The 14,245-nt window shown below is 61.8% G+C and carries 18 protein-coding genes; 4 read left to right on the top strand and 14 right to left on the bottom strand.

Annotation, left to right across the window (positions count from 1 at the left end):
- Positions 1-9: 9 nt before the first annotated feature.
- The 5 genes from NKH83_RS11590 to NKH83_RS11570 form a co-directional block, all read right to left on the bottom strand.
- On the bottom strand, positions 10-480 hold the full coding sequence (locus tag NKH83_RS11590; protein WP_352804322.1) for a DUF1801 domain-containing protein: 471 nt from the start codon (positions 478-480) through the stop codon (positions 10-12).
- Positions 481-484: 4 nt separating this feature from the next.
- Positions 485-715 carry a hypothetical protein gene (locus NKH83_RS11585; protein ID WP_352804319.1) on the bottom strand — a complete coding sequence of 77 codons (231 nt, stop codon included), beginning with the start codon at positions 713-715 and terminating at the stop codon, positions 485-487.
- 86 nt (positions 716-801) lie between these two features.
- A complete protein-coding gene (locus tag NKH83_RS11580; RefSeq protein ID WP_352804317.1) occupies positions 802-1,194 on the bottom strand; it encodes a VOC family protein in 393 nt (130 codons plus the stop codon).
- 74 nt (positions 1,195-1,268) lie between these two features.
- On the bottom strand, positions 1,269-1,679 hold the full coding sequence (locus NKH83_RS11575; RefSeq protein ID WP_352506828.1) for an SRPBCC family protein: 411 nt from the start codon (positions 1,677-1,679) through the stop codon (positions 1,269-1,271).
- On the bottom strand, positions 1,676-1,999 hold the full coding sequence (locus NKH83_RS11570; protein WP_352804315.1) for an ArsR/SmtB family transcription factor: 324 nt from the start codon (positions 1,997-1,999) through the stop codon (positions 1,676-1,678). The genes NKH83_RS11575 and NKH83_RS11570 overlap by 4 nt, the downstream gene beginning before the upstream one ends.
- 193 nt (positions 2,000-2,192) lie before the next feature.
- On the opposite strand from NKH83_RS11570, the gene NKH83_RS11565 reads away from it, so the two are divergent.
- Together NKH83_RS11565 and NKH83_RS11560 are read left to right on the top strand one after the other, a co-directional pair.
- The gene (locus NKH83_RS11565; RefSeq protein ID WP_352645164.1) at positions 2,193-2,435 is read left to right on the top strand and encodes a type II toxin-antitoxin system Phd/YefM family antitoxin; all 243 of its coding nucleotides are present in this window, start codon (positions 2,193-2,195) and stop codon (positions 2,433-2,435) included.
- Positions 2,435-2,860: a type II toxin-antitoxin system VapC family toxin gene (locus NKH83_RS11560; RefSeq protein ID WP_352804311.1), complete on the top strand. Its 426-nt coding sequence runs from the start codon at positions 2,435-2,437 to the stop codon at positions 2,858-2,860. The genes NKH83_RS11565 and NKH83_RS11560 overlap by 1 nt, the downstream gene beginning before the upstream one ends.
- A 138-nt stretch (positions 2,861-2,998) precedes the next feature.
- On the opposite strand, the gene NKH83_RS11555 is transcribed toward NKH83_RS11560, so the two are convergent.
- From NKH83_RS11555 to NKH83_RS11515, 9 genes are all read right to left on the bottom strand, one after another.
- Positions 2,999-4,255: an RNA polymerase sigma factor gene (locus tag NKH83_RS11555; protein ID WP_352804308.1), complete on the bottom strand. Its 1,257-nt coding sequence runs from the start codon at positions 4,253-4,255 to the stop codon at positions 2,999-3,001.
- A gap of 85 nt (positions 4,256-4,340) precedes the next feature.
- Complete coding sequence (locus NKH83_RS11550) at positions 4,341-4,742, bottom strand: YciI family protein (RefSeq protein ID WP_352475767.1); 402 nt, start codon at positions 4,740-4,742, stop codon at positions 4,341-4,343.
- A gap of 265 nt (positions 4,743-5,007) precedes the next feature.
- Entirely contained in the window at positions 5,008-5,790 is a 783-nt protein-coding gene (locus NKH83_RS11545) for an ABC transporter ATP-binding protein (RefSeq protein WP_352804303.1), read from the bottom strand.
- 10 nt (positions 5,791-5,800) lie between these two features.
- Positions 5,801-6,598 carry an ABC transporter permease gene (locus NKH83_RS11540; protein ID WP_352804737.1) on the bottom strand — a complete coding sequence of 266 codons (798 nt, stop codon included), beginning with the start codon at positions 6,596-6,598 and terminating at the stop codon, positions 5,801-5,803.
- Positions 6,599-6,695: 97 nt separating this feature from the next.
- Positions 6,696-7,697 carry an ABC transporter substrate-binding protein gene (locus NKH83_RS11535; RefSeq protein WP_502895563.1) on the bottom strand — a complete coding sequence of 334 codons (1,002 nt, stop codon included), beginning with the start codon at positions 7,695-7,697 and terminating at the stop codon, positions 6,696-6,698.
- Positions 7,698-7,921: 224 nt separating this feature from the next.
- Positions 7,922-8,653 (bottom strand): histidine utilization transcriptional repressor HutC, encoded by a 732-nt coding sequence (gene hutC / locus NKH83_RS11530; protein WP_352804299.1) that lies wholly within the window; start codon positions 8,651-8,653, stop codon positions 7,922-7,924.
- A gap of 30 nt (positions 8,654-8,683) precedes the next feature.
- Positions 8,684-9,706, bottom strand: coding sequence for a zinc-dependent alcohol dehydrogenase (locus NKH83_RS11525; protein ID WP_352804298.1), 1,023 nt, complete (start codon positions 9,704-9,706; stop codon positions 8,684-8,686).
- A gap of 15 nt (positions 9,707-9,721) precedes the next feature.
- The gene (gene hisD / locus NKH83_RS11520; RefSeq protein ID WP_352804296.1) at positions 9,722-11,044 is read right to left on the bottom strand and encodes a histidinol dehydrogenase; all 1,323 of its coding nucleotides are present in this window, start codon (positions 11,042-11,044) and stop codon (positions 9,722-9,724) included.
- Between the two features lie 80 nt (positions 11,045-11,124).
- A complete protein-coding gene (locus NKH83_RS11515) occupies positions 11,125-11,898 on the bottom strand; it encodes an SDR family NAD(P)-dependent oxidoreductase (protein ID WP_352804293.1) in 774 nt (257 codons plus the stop codon).
- Between the two features lie 197 nt (positions 11,899-12,095).
- Here NKH83_RS11515 and NKH83_RS11510 point away from each other — a divergent pair, with 197 nt between their 5' ends.
- On the top strand, positions 12,096-13,679 hold the full coding sequence (locus NKH83_RS11510; RefSeq protein ID WP_352804290.1) for a N,N-dimethylformamidase beta subunit family domain-containing protein: 1,584 nt from the start codon (positions 12,096-12,098) through the stop codon (positions 13,677-13,679).
- Between the two features lie 20 nt (positions 13,680-13,699).
- Positions 13,700-14,155 (top strand): N,N-dimethylformamidase beta subunit family domain-containing protein, encoded by a 456-nt coding sequence (locus tag NKH83_RS11505; protein ID WP_352804288.1) that lies wholly within the window; start codon positions 13,700-13,702, stop codon positions 14,153-14,155.
- Positions 14,156-14,245: the final 90 nt, after the last annotated feature.

Below are 14,245 nucleotides of genomic sequence, written 5' to 3'. Positions count from 1 at the left end.
GCATTCCACTCACATTCGCTCGCCAGGCAACTGGCTGGCTTGCTTTATCCAGTCGGCGAGTTGAGCTTCGTCGAGCAGGTCGTCCTCGTAGATATCGAGGTAGCGCACGTCCTTGTGCTTGGACTCACCGGGTGGGACGGGACGCAACGACGCGCCGCGGAAGAAAGCCAGCTTGATGTACTTTGTGAAGCAATGGAAGTTGAGGAACCAGCCTTGGCCTTCGACGCCATAGAAGGGCGAGTTCCATTTGACGGCCTTGCGCACGTCAGGGACGTTGCGCACGATGAGCGCGTCGAGGCGACGCCCGACGTCGCGTTTCCAGCCCAGCATGGCCGCGATGTAGGCCTGCACAGGAGCGTCACCATCACCCTTCGGGATCTGCGGGTTGCCGCCTGCGAGGAGGACCGGCTTGGCGGCTGCAGGCTTGGCGGCGGACTTCTTCGCGACCGCCGATGACTTGATGGACGTCTTGTTGGCCATTCGTTCACTCCAATGCGCCGGTGCCCCCCGCGCTGCGCCGCTTGGGCGCGTAAGGCAGCACGAACATGTACAGTCCGGTAAGCAGGAGCAAGCCGAGTGGAAACAGCGGCAAGAGGTATACCCAGTAGAAGGGTTCCTTGCCTACTCCCAGGCTGAGGAAGATGGCGGCGACGACCGCCGCAAAGATGATCGACAGCCAGCGGTGGATCTGCCGAACCCATTTGTTCCAATCCATTGGGATCTCCTCTGAAGACGAACCGAGCGGATCGGGCGGCCCGTTTGGCGGCTCCCGCCGGGCAGCCACGCCACTGAATGCGTGCCTTACCAGCGCCACAGCTGTGTGATTTGAACGAGATTGCCGCAGTTGTCGTTCAGCTGGGCTATGATCGAGCCGGTTACTTCGGTCGGCGGCATGGTGAACTTGGCGCCGCGCGCTTTGATGCGCTCGTAGTCCCCCTTGACGTTATCGGTGAAGAACATGACCGCGGGCTGGCCCTGCTGGAAAATAGCTTGCTGGTAGGTCTTTGCAGCGGGGTTGTCATTGAGCGCGAGTTGCAGCTCGGCACCGTCCGGCTCGTCGGGTGATGCGACGGTCAGCCAGCGAAACGGCCCATTGCTGAAATCGGCCTTCTTGGTAAAGCCGAGCGTTTCGGTGTAGAAACCCAGAGCCTTTTCCTGGTCATCCACGTATACTTTGGTCAACTTGATCTTCATTGGCTTGCCTCCATTATCGCTCCGCCATCTGCCGCCCTGTAACAGAGCCCTTGCTTGAATAGCGCAGGCGGATCTCAGTCCGTTCGCGCAAGAACCTGCTCCAGATCGTCAAAGAACCTCGGCCAGCCGACTTTGGCACCCCGGAAGTAAGGCTGCTGATCCGGCCGGAAGCCCGACTGTTCCATACGCAAGCGGGCGCCGATGCTCGTGGGGGTGATCGTCCAGGAGACGACACTCTTGAGATCCTTGGTATCCCACGTGTAAGTCAGCGTTCTGTTAGGCTCGACCGTCTGGACCTGACATTCGACAGAGCCCCAGGCCGCGTGAAGGTTGAAACGGTGGTCCGCGACAGGTTTGAAGTCGTTTTTCATGAGCCACTCCTCGATCAAGTGTGGTTGCGTGAGCGCGCGCCAGATCTTCTCGGGCGGATAAGCGATTTCCCGTTCGACAATGACGGAGAGCGTTTCGGTCGCTATTTCGTTCACTGGTCCATCCTTTTGAGCAGGTCCTCGAGGTCGTCGAACCGGCTCTGCCAGAACCCGGTCATCTGGCTTGTCCAGTCGATCAGGGGGGCAAGCGCAGCGATCTGCGCGCTATAATGGGTCTGCCGTCCCGCATGGCGGTCGCGCACCAGCCCCGCCTGACGCAAAACCCCGAGATGTTTCGACACGGCCGGTTGCGAGATCCCGGCCTGAGCCGTCAGAGCGCCGACTGTCTGCTCTCCCTCGCGACACAGTCGCTCAAAAATAGCGCGCCGAGTCGGATCGGCAAGTGTTCTGAAGAGCACATCGTGAGCGTTTGGCATTGGGATAGATAACCCTTCGGCTATTGATCGATGCATAACCACCGGGATATGTGTGAGTCAAGCGGGAAGCGGCATAATTCTCGTTGCAGGAGCGGTCACCTGCTTCGCTCACGCAGCCACTTGCTTATTCGCCGTGCACTGGAATTGTCACACGTGATGCGCTATATGACCATCTACATGGTCAGGAGCTGACATGGACGCGGTCAATCTGGCGGACGCCAAGGCACATCTGAGTGAGCTCATCGACCGGGTCGAGGCTGGAGACTCGATCGACATAACCCGGCGTGGCAAGCCGGTCGCCAGGCTCACGGCCGTGGCCCGCCCTCGCAAACGGATCGACGCCGTCCTGCTCCAATCCCTGACCGCGACCATGCCTCTGCAGGCTCAGGCTGCCGCCGATCTGGTGCGATCGATGCGAGATGGCGATCGCTATTGATGTCCTATCCCGATACTTCGCTGATCGTCGCGGCGCTATCCAACGAAGCCATTACCGCGCGCGTTCAGGGCTGGCTGGCGGAGCAGGACCCAGCGCAACTTGTGATCAGCGACTGGACCATCACCGAGATGTCCTCCGCCATGGCGATCAAGCTTCGGACAGGACAGATCGACTTGGAGCAGCGCGCGGCTGCGCTCGCGATGTTCAATAAGCTGGTCGCTGAGAGCTTCACCGTGCTGCAGGTGACGGGCGGGCATTTTCAGGTCGCCGCGAAATTCGCCGATCAGCATATGCTCGGGCTTCGTGCTGGCGACGCCCTGCACCTCGCGACGGCATCGGAGCATGGCGCCACAGTGTGGACCCTCGACCAGCGGCTCGCCGAGGCAGGACCGATTCTCGGCGTACCGACGCAGTTGCTGGCATGATCAAGGCCTCTCCTCCAAAATGAATATACCCAAGCTGCGTTGCGAGTTGATCACGCTCATTGAAGGGAGCTGGCCGGGAGCGAACTGACGGCTTTCGATGTTGCCCTAGCGGCGCGTCGGGCACGCAGAGCGATGCTGTCAACCACAAGCGTCTGCACGGGCGAGGAGAAAGGCCGCTTCGCGCGCGTTGCGGGTGAGCTTGGCCGCAGCCTCGAATTCGGCGCGGGCCTCGGCCAGCCGGCCGGCCCGAAACAGAAAATCGCCCCTCGCCGCTGGCAATGGCGCATAATTGCGCAAGGCGGCGGCGTCGGCAATCTCGTCCACCAGCCGCAGGCCCGCTTCAGGCCCGAAGGCCATGCTGTGGGCGACCGCTCGATTGAGATCGACCACCGGCGAGGGCATCACTGCTCGCAGCCGGTCGTAGAGCGCGGCGATGCGGGGCCAGTCGGTATCGGCCGCACTGCGCGCCCGCGCGTGACAGGCTGCAAGCGCGGCCTGCAACACATAGGGGCCATCGCCCCCGAGAGCTTCGGCACGGGCCAGCGCGTCAAGTCCCCGGCGGATCAGCAGTTGGTCCCAGCGTGCGCGGTTTTGCTCGGTCAGGGTCAAGAGGGCGCCGTCCGGCCCGATGCGTGCGGGCAGGCGCGATGCCTGGATTTCCATCAGAGCCAGCAGACCGAACACCTCGGCATCCTCGGCCATCAGACCCGCCAGCATACGGCCCAGCCGTTGTGCCTCCAGGCACAGGCCCGGCCGGACAAGGTCGTCGCCGGCCGTGGCAGCATAGCCTTCATTGAAGATGAGGTAGATGACCTCCAGCACCGAGGAAAGACGCACTGCACGCTCGGCACCGCGCGGCACCTCGAAGCTAAGCCCGGCCTTTCCGATCGTCCTCTTCGCGCGGACGATGCGCTGGGCGATCGTCACCTCGCTCGACAGGAAAGCACGGGCGATCTCGTCCGTCGTCAGGCCGCCGATGACACGCAGCGTGAGCGCTGCGCGAGCGTCGGCCGAAAGTATCGGGTGGCAGGCTGTGAAGATGAGGCCCAGCAGCTCGTCGCCAAGATCGTCGTTCATGGCCATTTCGTTTCCCTCGGCCGTACGGTCGCACTCGCCGTCCAGCTCCCGCGCGATCTCCTCATGCTTGCGCTCGCGCATCTTGTCGCGACGGATCGCGTCGATGGCGCGGCGTTTGGCGACCGTCATCAGCCAAGCGCCGGGATTGGCCGGAACGCCGGTCCTGGACCATTCGGAGAGGGCTATGACCAGGGCGTCCTGCACCAGTTCCTCTGCAAGGTCGACATTGCGCACGAGGCGGGCCAGACCCGCAATGAGCCGGGCCCGTTCAATGCGAAAAATCGCCTCGATCGCCTGGTGCGTCTCGCCTGCGGTCATGCTGCCTTGTCGGCCAAAGCCACAATGGAGGCAAGCAGGTTGCGGCCGACAGGTTCAGTTGCCGCTGCGCTTCTCGCGCGTCCGGTCACGGATTTCCGTGACCTCCGGCGTCAGATTCCCATTGCCAATCAGCCATCTCGTACAGCGGCCGGATTTCGATCTCGCTCGGTCCTGGCATGGGATTGGGGCAGCGCTTCACCCAGGCGACCGCCTCGTCCATGTCCTTGACTTCCCAGAGCCAAAAACCGGCGACCAGTTCGCGGGTCTCGGCGAAAGGCCCGTCGATGACCGTCCGGCGGGGACCATCGAACGCAACGCGCTTGCCCTGCGAGGAGGGCTTGAGGCCGTCGGCGTCGAGCAAGATGCCGGCATTGCGCAGCTCGTCGTTAAATCTGCCCATCGCCTCCATCGCCTCTTTCGCCTCGGGCGTCGGGAGAAAGCCCTTTTCGCTGTCCTCGGTAGCCTTCACGAGCACCATCACACGCATCGTCTGTCTCCTTGTTTGAGCCGGCCTCACCGACCGGCAGCGAAACGACGAACGGAGTTTAGGAAATCGACATTGTCCTGCAGATTTTTTTTCGAGCTTGAAGAGAAAGATGCCGATGGCTGCTCCCCTGGTCAGGGGTCGCGATGGCGCGATATCGAGATTGGGCGCTACGCTGGTCGCGGATTGTAAGTAATTCTACGCTAAAGTCCTCCGCGTCCAGCCGCGTTGGTTCCGCTCTTGGACCCGACACGCATGAGTGGCCTGCCTAAAGCATTTCGGGACGTTTAGAAGCCTCGCGGATCGCCTTGTGCACGCGGCGCTGCAAATCCATGAAGGCCGGAGTTTCCATGACCTCTTCCCGGCGCGGGCGCTCGATATCGACATTGAAGGTCTGCATGATGCGTCCCGGCCCGATCCCCATTACGACGATGCGGTCCGACAGGTAGACAGCTTCTTCCACATCATGGGTGACGAAGAGCACGGTGAGCCTGTGCTCCTCCCAGATCTGCGTCAGGAGTTCCTGCATCTGATGCCTGGTCAAGGCATCGAGCGCGCCAAAGGGCTCGTCCATCAGAAGCATTTTGGGTCGATAGGAAAGGGCACGCGCTATGGCCACGCGTTGCTTCATGCCGCCCGAAAGCTCAGACGGATAGCGATTGGCGCTATGAGGGAGCTTGACCAGATCGAGATGCTCGCGCGCTATCCTGCGGCAGGTCGCGCGGTCATGACCCGCGGCCTTGAGCGCGAACTCGATGTTCTGCTGCGCCGTCAGCCAGGGAAGCAGGGTGTAGGACTGAAAGACGACGCCGCGGTCGAGGCCCGGCCGCAGGATCGGCGCACCATCGATAGCAAGATCTCCCGCGTCGAAATCCTGCAGTCCGGCAACGATCGACAGCAGCGTGCTCTTGCCGCAACCCGACGTGCCCACCAGCGAGACGAACTCGTTGTCGGCAAGATCGAGATTGATATCGCGCAGCACTTCCGTGCGCCGTGCGCCCGTGCCGAAGCTTTTGTGGAGGCCTTCGATCCGCAGTTTGGGCAAACTCATCGGCCCGGCCTCATTGCACGTGGCCCTCCTGCCGGAACAGCACTTTTCCCAGTGCCTTCATGACCTGGTCGGTAATGAGGCCAAGCACGCCCAGCAGCAGGATGTAGCCGATGATGGTGTTTGTCTGGAAATAGCGCTGGGACACGGTGATGCGGTAGCCGAGGCCTGATGTCGCCGCGACAAGTTCCGCCAACACCAGCCAGGTCCATGCCCAGCCGAGACTTATGCGCAACGTATCCCAGATGCCTGGCAAGGCGCTGGGAACGACGATGCGCGTCAGGATCTTGCGATCCGGCAGGCCGAGCGTCCTGCCAAGGCCGATGAAATCAGCGGGAACCCGCTTCACATTGTCCATGATCATCAGCACCTGCTGGAAGAAGGTGCCTATGAAGATGATCAGGAATTTCTGGGCATCGCCCGTCCCCGACCACAGGATGGAGAGAGGCACGAAAGCGACCACCGGCATGTAGCGGATGAAATCCACAAGTGGCTCGATCGCCGCTTCCCAGGTTCTGAAGCTGCCGATCAGCACGCCGATCGGAATCGCCAATGCGGAGGCGATGAGAAAGCCAACAGAAATACGGTATATCGAGGTCCTGAGATCCAGCCATAGCGTGCCGTCACCCGAGAGCTTGCCGAGCTGGGTCACCACGCTTCCCGGCGACGGCAGGAAAATTGGCTTTACCAGTCCCAGCCCCGTTGCCGCCCACCAGGCGAGGCCGAGGCCGGCAAAGACGGCCACTGCTATCATCAGGAAGCGCGAGCGTGCGATGGGCGCGCCGACCCCGGCGGAGGGGCGACGGCGCATCGGCTGTTTGATCGCCGGCCCCGGCGCTGCGTGAGACGGGCTTGGCTCGGTCGCACGCTGCTCGGACATTTGCGTCACCACCGCGAGCCGGCCCTCGTCATTTCGCGGCCTTGACGAATGACGGGTCGATCATCTGTTCGGGCGTCACGTCCGCCTGCAGCAGCCCGGCGTTCTTGGCGGCCGCCTCTACATCCGCAAATGTCTTGGTGGAGAACTCCCCGGTCAGCGCATCCTTGTTTTCGGCGAGAGTATAGTAACGCACGCCATCAAAGGCGGTGTTGAGGTCTTCGACGCTCGACCCGACCGCCTTGGAGATGATCGCCCGGCCGTCGGGCGTGTCGGCGTTGTAGGCCTTCAGGGCCGCATCCCAGGTCTTGATCATGGCAAGCACCTGGCCGGGACGCGACTTGATCACCTCGTCGCGCACCACGAATACGTCACTGATCAGGCCGGGATCTTCGCCCGCGGTGAAGAGCAGCTTGAGGTCTTTGTTCTGCGCTCTTGCCGCGGTCAGATAAGGCTCATAGGTGACTGCGACTGGAACCTGGCCGGCGATCAAGGCGCTGCCGGCATCCGCCGCCGGCATTGGAACCGGCTGGACATCGGCGATCGACATGCCGTTCTTGGCGAGCGCGTATTTGAGCAGGATGTCGCTCGTCGTGCCTTCCTCAAAAGCAACCTGTTTGCCCTTGAGGTCGGCGACGGTGGCGATGTCCTTGCCGGCGATCATGGCGTCTGCCGTCATGCTGACGTCGAGCAGAAGCACGATCTTCACCGGCAGGCCGGCCGCAACCATTCCCATAGCCGTGTGCGTCGCGATGTTGGCGGCATCGAGCTGGCCGCTCGCCAGGGCGGCGTTGATATCCTTGTCCTCCGCGAAGTTCACGATCTGCACGTCGGACAGCCCGCTTGCCTTGAACAGGCCCTTGGCCTCGGCGACGTGCCACTGGCCGTAGCCCAGCCATGGCTCGATGCCGATCTTGAACGTTCCTGCCTCAGGCGTCGCCGGAATTGTCGTGTCGGCCGCGTAGGCCGCCGGGGCAAACCCGACAGCAGCAGCCATAACGAGCGCCCGAAATTGTCCTGCTAGATTACGCATCATCTTGTTCCCCTTGATGATCACGCCGCTTTTTTGAACCAAACTCCGGCCTGGTGAGAATGCCGGCGTCAGCTCTTGCGGCACCGTGTCTCGGCATCTTAGCTGCCCGTACAACGAAAGTGCGACCACACTTCAACGTTAGCAACAGTGGATGTCAAGGCTAAATACATACATGCATATACAAGTTAGACCCCTCCCTCCGACTCTGATTCGCTTCACTGTGATCAAGTTTTTTTGGACGGAGAATACCGGCTGCCAAGCGAGTAGCGGCTGCCAACGTAAGTCAGCTTGCTGATCGTGGCAACGATGGCGCCCGTCCATGTCCGGCGATGCAGAAACAGGCAGCAGCTGCCGACATCGATGCCCAGATACCGCGCCGTCTCCGCATCGGCAGGGGTCGCCGAGATGATGTGCTCGACCTCCGTCACCGGGGTTTTCTGCATGAGGTAGTCGTAGGTTGCTGTCTTGGAAAAGTCCTGCTTGTCGTAGTCGGGTATCAGGCCCGGGTTCACGAAGCGCTCTTCCAGTTGCACAGGCAGGTCGTTCTCGAAGTTGACGACGATGGAATGATAGACCGGCGCGCGTTTTGCGAACTCGAAGGAAAGCGCGAGCTCCTTTGTCGGCGTGATCTTTTCGAGCACGATAACCTCGGAGCGATGCCTGTTTCCCCGCGCGACAATTTCCGCCGCGATGTTGTTGATCTCGATCAGTGCTGATTGCGGTCGAGGTGGCGCGATGAATGTGCCGACGCCCTGGAGCCGGATCAGAAAACCCGCAGAGGTCAACTCCCGCAAGGCACGATGGACCGTCATCCGAGACACGCCGAGTGTCGCCACGAATTCATTTTCGGACGGCAGCTTCCGGTCCTTGCTCCATCGGCCCGTCCCGATGTTCGTCAGGATGTAGTCCTTGACCTTCTCGTAAAGAGGGCTGGCGGTGTCGGGCAAAGTGATCATTTCAAAATCCTTTCCGGCAACGTTCGGAAATCACACGCGCCCGGAAGACCGCATCCGGATGATTGTTTTCAAACCATCGCCCTGCCCCGCCAACAGCCGCTCATAGGCTGCGGGAACGTCATCCAGGCCGATCTCGCGGTCGATCAGTTCGACCATGGGCTCGGTCAATTCGCCGAGCATCCGAATGGCGTCGGGAAGCTCATCGGCAAAGGCGTGGCATCCCAGCAATGCGATTTCGCGTTCAACCAGGATGTTGGGATCGATGTCGAGGCGCCCATGGAATATGCCGACCATCGCAACGGTGCCACCGGCATCGAGAACGCCGAGCAACTGGCTGAGTGCTGCGATGCTGCCGGTCGCTTCGACGGCAGCAAGCAGGGGGGCACCCGCGGTGGCGGCGGCAATGGCGTCCCGGTTCAAGTCGACGATGCTGGCGCCGGTCACCCGCGCCACCCGGGCGCATCGGCCAGGGTTGCGATCGGCGACGAGCACGGTACCTGCGAATGTCCGGGAAAGCAGCAGTGCGGCAAGCCCGCCAATAGTCCCGCAGCCGACCACAAGAACGGAGCCGGCCGTTTTCGGCAGACGCCGCACTGCGTGCAACGCTACAGCCAGCGGCTCGGCCATCGCAGCGACCCGTTCGTCAAGCGCGGCATCGACGACGTGCAGCAGGCGTGCAGGCAGGACCGCCTGTTCGGCAAATCCGCCGTCGCATATCTCGCCGACAAAGCCCAGCGACGTGCAAAGATGCCGCCTGCCTGCATGGCATTGCGCGCATTCTCCACACCAGAAACGGGAATCGGCGACCACGCGGTCGCCAACAGCAACGATGTCCACGCCCTCGCCGATGGCGATCACCGTGCCTGTCAGCTCATGGCCAGCCGTCGAGGGCGCCCGGCTTATCCATTGGCCCGTGCGAAAGTTGTGAAGATCGGAACCGCAAATGCCTGCGGCATCGACCCTCAGCTTCACCCAGCCTGGCTCGGGAGCGCCTGGCGCGGCGATATCCTCGACGCGCAGGTCGCCGGGTCCATGGAGTCGCGCCGCCCTCATCGTCATCGTTTCCGCTCAGCCGGCGAGATAGCGATCGCGGATCTCCGAAACCGCGTTCTCATGCGAGCTGAACCCTTCGTAGCGGGCGAGCCTGCGGGCATGCAACGCGAGTTCCGGATAGGCCGCAGAGGTCACATAGCCGACCGACGATCTCTTGACGAAATCCGTCACGGAAAGCGGTCCAAAGGTTCGCGCCCACCGGCTGGTCGGCAGCACCGCATTGGGTCCCAGGACGAAGTTAGCGAGGGTCACCGGCGTGTGCGGTCCCATGAGAATCTCGGCGGCTTCTGTGATACGTCCAAGATGCGCAAATGGCTCCGTTGACAGAATCTCGAGGTGCTCCGGGGCATAATCGTTGATGAAACGGTAGCTGTCCTCCAGCGACTCGGTCAGCACGATGCCGCCGCGCTTTCCAGTCAGCACCGCGCGCGAGAACTCCACACGCTGTTCGCTCATTCGGGACCAGTGTTCCGGTATGGCAATCAACGCGGCTTCGGCGACCTTGCGGCTATGCGTCACCAGATAGGCCGACGAATCCGGGCCGTGCTCGGCCTCTATCAACAGGTCAAGAGCGGCCAGGCCGCCGTCGACGCTGTCATCGGCAAAGATGATCGCTTCGGACGGACCGGCAGGCAGGCCTGTGTTGATGATCGGGGACAACACGCTCTTTGCCGCCACCACCCACGGGCTCCCCGGCCCGACGATCTTGACGGCAGGCTTCACGGTCTCGGTTCCATAGGCGACGGCGGCGACCGCATGGGCGCCGCCGCACTTGTACACGGTCTCCACGCCGGCAATGCGGGCAGCAACCAGCGTCGCGGCGTCGACGGAACCATCCGAAGTCGCGGGCGTCACGATCGCGATCTGGGGAACCCCGGCAATCACCGCCGGAACCGAGGTCATCATCGTCACCGAGGGGAAGGCGCCTTTGCCGCGCGGAACATAAAGCGCAACCGAAGCAATCGGTGTGTATCGGTCACCCGCATAGGCGCCCGGCCGAACTTCCTTGAGCCACATCGTTTCCGGGCGCTGCTCCTCGTGGAAATGCCTTATGTTCTCAATGCCGAACCGGATACTCTCCACGACATCCTTGTCGACCTTGTCGAATGCCGCGTCGAACTCCGCTTCCGAAACTTTCAGCCCACCGTCGGCAACATCGGCTTTGTCGAGTTCGCGCGCAAACCGGAGCAAGGCCGCGTCACCTTCATCCTTGACGGCCTGGATGATTGGACGGACCTTTTCGATGAAGGAAGACAGATCTCCTTCTGCGCGTTTCAGTAAACTGGACCGCTGATCGACACTGAGGGATGACAGGCGGTGGAAGCTGACGTCAGACATGGCGGCTCCTTTTCTTAGGACGCAATTACGGTTAGCGCTTGTCGATCACTTCTGGGACACATCTCCAGCCCCTGAAGCCTTCAAATCGATGCGAGAAAGCCTCCATCCACGGGAATGGACTGGCCGGTTATGTAGGCTGCCGCATCCGAAGCGAGGAACACCGCAATTCCGTGCAGGTCCGAGAGATCACCAAAACGGCGCTGCGGAATCTTGGCGAGCATCGATTGCTGCCATGCCTGGTTGCTGTAGAACACGTCTGTCATCGCTGTCCTGAAATAGCCAGGCGCAATGGCGTTGACCCGGATCCCAAGATCGGCCCACTCCGCCGCAAGCGCCCGCGTCATGCCGAGGAGGCCTGATTTCGACGAGCCGTACGGCACCGCCGTGGGAACCCCAACCTCGGAGGTTAACGAACAGAGATTGATAATGACGCCGGGCCGTCCGGCGTCTCTCATCCGCCGCGCAGCGGCCTGGGCGCAGAAGAAGGCGCCTTTGAGATTCGTATCGACAATCCTGTCCCACAAGGCCTCGTCGACATCGAGTGAAGGCCGGACCTCTTCCGTACCTGCATTGTTGACGAGAATATCGAGACCTCCGAGCAGGCTGCCGGCCTCGGCTGTCGCCGCCCGGCACCGGTCGACGTCAGTGACGTCCAGGGCGACGGCGTGCGCGACCCCGCCGGCGGTGCGGATGGCGGCCATCGTCTTCTCGAGCGAGGCCACACTGCGCGCCGTGACCGCGACGTCGGCGCCGGCCGCGCTGAGCGCCTCGGCGATGCTGCGCCCGATGCCACGGCTTGCGCCGGTTACAAGCGCCTTCCTGCCTGACAGATCGAAGAGAGATGCGTTGCGCATGTCATCCTCCTTGGTAATGTCGCGCTTGGACCGATCGCGTCGAGACTATCCGAATGCAGCTTATCTATACAAGCATGTACATTATGGCTGTAGTGCGCCATGCGAAACTTTGCTTGTCAGAGCGGCAGCGCATCGGCCGCCATCGGACCGGTCTACGCGGTTCGCCCCAGCCCATCTGGAGTCATAGGGAGGGATAGATGAAGCGCGCAGTAGACCACGACGCGATGAGCGTGGTTGGCTATACCACCCCCTGGAGTGCCAAAGCAGGCCAGCGGATCAAGCTCAGCCTGTCATGCGATCGGCCGATAAAGGCCACACGAATTTGCCGGCTCGACAAGCCGGCTCCGGAATTTCTCACCTGGCCCATCGAAACGGTAGGTGAAGCACGGCATCGGCATTTCGACCAGGGGTCGTTCCTGTTCGTGCGACCCGGCGAACTGGCCAAAGTACAAGCCCTCCACGGCATACGTTTTGAGCTGTTCCTCACGCGCAACGAAGGCGCGCGCACGATCCTGGAGGCAGGCGCCGTCGGGCTGCGCCTCCGCGACGGCGCATTTGTCGTGGAAATCGGCGGCGAAACTCTTGTCGAGAAGAAGGCGCCAACCGGTGTGTGGCTTACTGTCGAGTTGGATCTGCGGCAGGAACAATCGCGTCTGCGCATCAAATCCCATAATCTTCTCGCGCCTTACGAACTCCGTGAAGGTTTTGGCAGCCCGGCGCGGAACCTTCAAGGTCACGGCATCCATTTCGGCGCAAGTGCCACCAACCACGAACCTACCCTCAACGCGAAATTTGCTGCGATCCGGATCGACACCCCACAGGGGACTGTTGCCTGGGATTTCCCGACGCTGTTACCAACGCAATCGATCCTGTCGTCTGGCGGAGCAGATCCGCTGCTCCTAGATGTGATCAATCAGCCAGCCTTCTGCGTGACTTCGGCACGCTGGGACGGATCGAGCTTCGAGCCTCGCTTGGTGCCGTCGCACTACGACGCTATCCATTGCCACGACGACGACATCGGCCCGCTTGAGTGGCCGGCATCGCACCGCGTGACGATCCCGGAAAACGCACACCCAGGCGTCTACGCGTTCCAGGTCGAATGGGAGGGTGGCTACGAACGCGTGGTGTTCTTCGTCACCTCGTCACAGGTCTCGTCGCCGCTGTTGTATCTCGTGCCGACGGCCACCTATCTCGCTTATGCCGACGAATATCTCCCGGATCATCTTTATGAATGGAAAGGCGACGACCGGGGACATCGCTTCGCGATCGCCAACAATCTGAAATCTCTTTACGACTACCATTCCGACCTTAGCGGTGTTTCCATCTGTTCCTACAAAAAGCCGAAAGTGACGCTCAGGGACGATTACGATTATCCGCTCTGCGGCTGCCCACACAATTTGCCGGTCGATCTGCACTTCCTCCGATTCTGCCACGGAAATGGAATCATGTTTGACGTCCTGACCGATCACGACTTGCACGAATGCGGCATAGACGGTCTGCGTCGACATCAAGCCGTCGTCACCGGCAGTCACCCTGAATATATGTCGATCGAGATGGAGCAGGCGCTGCGGGAGTTTGTGGCCGAAGGCGGCAGCATCGCCTATCTCGGCGGAAACGGCTTCGCTGCTACTGTGGCTTTCAAGGACGACCTGATGGAGCTGCGGCGCTCGCCGCTGGAGGCAGGCCGCACCTGGGATGGCCCGGTCGCCGAACAGGCGCTGTCGATCACCAACGAACCAGGCGCTATCTCCGCTCGCGCGGCCGAGGCGAATTCTCGCTGATCGGCGGCGCGATCTCACTGATGGGATTCGAAGGCGCGCGCCCCTTCACGCGCACTGAGGAAAGCCGTGAAGCAGGATGCGCATGGCTGTTCGAAGGCGTTGAAAATGCGACCTTCGGCACGGACGGCATCGTGCTGGGCGGTGCCGCGGGCTACGAAGTGGATGCGACAGATCCAGCCCTCGGCACTTCCGCTGACACCGTCGTGATCGCGCGGGCGACGGGATTTCCCGACAGCTTCTTCCAGGATCCGACGCGCTGGTATGAGGGCGGCGATACGCAACGCATCGCCCGCCGCTGCGCCGAAATGACCCTGCGAAAGCTCGCAGCAGGCGGCTTGATCTTTTCGGCAAGCTCGGTTGCCTGGTGCGGCGCGCTGCCAGCCGCAGGCGCCATGAACGATGTCGGCAGGATCACGCTCAATCTGCTTAACCGCCTCGGCACCACGAAAGAAGAACCCGGCCGAGAAAATCAATAACCTTCGGCGAAGGTACTGACCAGCGGACTGCGGGACCTTGAGGAGCGCGGCGTCCCCGATAGCGGGCGGGCATTTAGAGAGTGGTACTGC

The sequence above is a fragment of the Mesorhizobium sp. M0909 genome, from assembly GCF_040319515.1.
Lineage (GTDB): Bacteria > Pseudomonadota > Alphaproteobacteria > Rhizobiales > Rhizobiaceae > Mesorhizobium.
Note: the sequence above shows the minus strand (reverse complement) of the source record. Positions and strands in the feature narration are given on the sequence as shown.

Excerpts from the sequence above, each read along its gene's own strand:
- NKH83_RS11590 (WP_352804322.1), bottom strand. The coding sequence starts at position 480 with ATGGCCAACAAGACGTCCATCAAGTCATCGGCGGTCGCGAAGAAGTCC.
- NKH83_RS11585 (WP_352804319.1), bottom strand. The coding sequence starts at position 715 with ATGGATTGGAACAAATGGGTTCGGCAGATCCACCGCTGGCTGTCGATC.
- NKH83_RS11580 (WP_352804317.1), bottom strand. The coding sequence starts at position 1,194 with ATGAAGATCAAGTTGACCAAAGTATACGTGGATGACCAGGAAAAGGCT.
- NKH83_RS11570 (WP_352804315.1), bottom strand. The coding sequence starts at position 1,999 with ATGCCAAACGCTCACGATGTGCTCTTCAGAACACTTGCCGATCCGACT.
- NKH83_RS11565 (WP_352645164.1), top strand. The coding sequence starts at position 2,193 with ATGGACGCGGTCAATCTGGCGGACGCCAAGGCACATCTGAGTGAGCTC.
- NKH83_RS11560 (WP_352804311.1), top strand. The coding sequence starts at position 2,435 with ATGTCCTATCCCGATACTTCGCTGATCGTCGCGGCGCTATCCAACGAA.
- NKH83_RS11555 (WP_352804308.1), bottom strand. The coding sequence starts at position 4,255 with ATGACCGCAGGCGAGACGCACCAGGCGATCGAGGCGATTTTTCGCATT.
- NKH83_RS11550 (WP_352475767.1), bottom strand. The coding sequence starts at position 4,742 with ATGCGTGTGATGGTGCTCGTGAAGGCTACCGAGGACAGCGAAAAGGGC.
- NKH83_RS11545 (WP_352804303.1), bottom strand. The coding sequence starts at position 5,790 with ATGAGTTTGCCCAAACTGCGGATCGAAGGCCTCCACAAAAGCTTCGGC.
- NKH83_RS11540 (WP_352804737.1), bottom strand. The coding sequence starts at position 6,598 with ATGCGCCGTCGCCCCTCCGCCGGGGTCGGCGCGCCCATCGCACGCTCG.
- NKH83_RS11535 (WP_502895563.1), bottom strand. The coding sequence starts at position 7,697 with ATGCGTAATCTAGCAGGACAATTTCGGGCGCTCGTTATGGCTGCTGCT.
- hutC (WP_352804299.1), bottom strand. The coding sequence starts at position 8,653 with ATGATCACTTTGCCCGACACCGCCAGCCCTCTTTACGAGAAGGTCAAG.
- NKH83_RS11525 (WP_352804298.1), bottom strand. The coding sequence starts at position 9,706 with ATGAGGGCGGCGCGACTCCATGGACCCGGCGACCTGCGCGTCGAGGAT.
- hisD (WP_352804296.1), bottom strand. The coding sequence starts at position 11,044 with ATGTCTGACGTCAGCTTCCACCGCCTGTCATCCCTCAGTGTCGATCAG.
- NKH83_RS11515 (WP_352804293.1), bottom strand. The coding sequence starts at position 11,898 with ATGCGCAACGCATCTCTCTTCGATCTGTCAGGCAGGAAGGCGCTTGTA.
- NKH83_RS11510 (WP_352804290.1), top strand. The coding sequence starts at position 12,096 with ATGAAGCGCGCAGTAGACCACGACGCGATGAGCGTGGTTGGCTATACC.
- NKH83_RS11505 (WP_352804288.1), top strand. The coding sequence starts at position 13,700 with ATGGGATTCGAAGGCGCGCGCCCCTTCACGCGCACTGAGGAAAGCCGT.